Annotated in this window: 1 protein-coding gene; it reads right to left on the bottom strand. The window is 41.4% G+C overall.

The features are described 5' to 3' along the window. Positions 1 to 640: 640 nt before the first annotated feature. A partial coding sequence (gene cas1, locus Q0277_RS06030; protein WP_297996482.1) for a CRISPR-associated endonuclease Cas1 occupies positions 641 to 1,393 on the bottom strand: 753 nt, incomplete at its 5' end.

The following is a 1,393-nucleotide window of genomic DNA, read 5'->3' as shown; positions in this document are numbered from 1 at the left end:
AAGATTGAGCCTTATGCCCATTTCTGTTTCAATTCCCAACGGGATGGAATTCTACATAAAATGTGGATTTTTGCACTCTTTTTTATAACAAGTTTCAATTCCCAACGGGATGGAATTCTACTCAATCGAAATAATCGACCGATAATTATCCATAGCTGTTTCAATTCCCAACGGGATGAAATTCTACCCACATATCGCCAGCAGCGGAAATTCTAAAGCGAGTTTCAATTCCCAACGGGATGAAATTCTACAGCACGAATTTTGCCATTTTTCTAGGTAGAAAGTGTTAGGAGTATATATTTTTATGCCTTAAAATGGACTAAATTTAAAAAAGCTCCCGATTGCTCAATGCCCAAGATTTCGGCATTTTAGAATCTTAAAAGCAACTTTATCGCTATCTATATGTATCGTGAGTGCAAATGTTAAAATCTCAATATAAGATATTCAAAAAATCAAAGTATGAACAACAAAAAAGCTGAAATTTTAAAAGCATATGCGTTTTTAAAGCCAATTCGTTCGCCGTTCCGTGCTTCAGATCAAATTTATTTTAAAAGCACATGCATCTTAAGAGGGCACAATCTATAGGTGCAAGTGATTCTAGTCAAAATTTCAAAAGCACGAATGAGCTTAAACCCCCAACCTACCGCCATACCAACCCCTCGTAAGGCACGCCTTCACAGACGTATTTTTTAATCTGATTTGCCTCGCGACGGATAATTTGACGCCAGGTTAGGTTCTGTCCCGCTACATTTGCGCAAGATGATAGTTTCTCAATTATTTTTAGCTCGATTTTTTGCACCGCTTCTTTACCGAATCGAATACGCCCCGCATCCGTTTCAAAATCTTTTGCCGTAATCTCGCGCTTGTTTAACATTCCAAAAATTAATCTATCTCCTAAGATCGGCTTAAAAATCTCTGCAAGATCAAGATGCAGGCTTAACGCGCGGTAGTTTGGCTCGTGTAAAAAGCCGATGCGCGGATCAAGCTCGGTTTTGTAAATTTCGCTGAGGCAGACGTTATAAATACGCGTATTTACGTAGCTAATGAGGGCATTAATTTTATCCGCCGGCGGGCGTTTGGAGCGTGTCGTAAATTTAAAACTGCGCTGATCCTCGATGATTTCGTTCCAGGCCGCGAAATACTGCTTGGCAAAGCCGCCTTCCACCGCCATTATCGCTGCTATGTCGCAGACGCGCGCTAGGGCATCCAGATGCGGCGCAGTATCGAGCGAGACGCCGTAAGCCTTGCAATTAATGGCTGCATTTAAGATGCGAGCGCGAGTAATCTCGCGAGCGATAAAAAGGCGCTTAGAAAGATCATCGAAAGCCCGCAACTGCGCTAAAAGTACAAAGCCACTTTTATTTACAGAATTTGAAGTGTTCGGGAAAAAACT

The sequence above is a fragment of the uncultured Campylobacter sp. genome (assembly GCF_938030815.1).
In the GTDB taxonomy this organism is placed as follows: domain Bacteria; phylum Campylobacterota; class Campylobacteria; order Campylobacterales; family Campylobacteraceae; genus Campylobacter_B.
The sequence above is the reverse complement of the archived record's forward strand: the minus strand, read 5'-3'. Positions and strand labels throughout refer to the sequence as shown.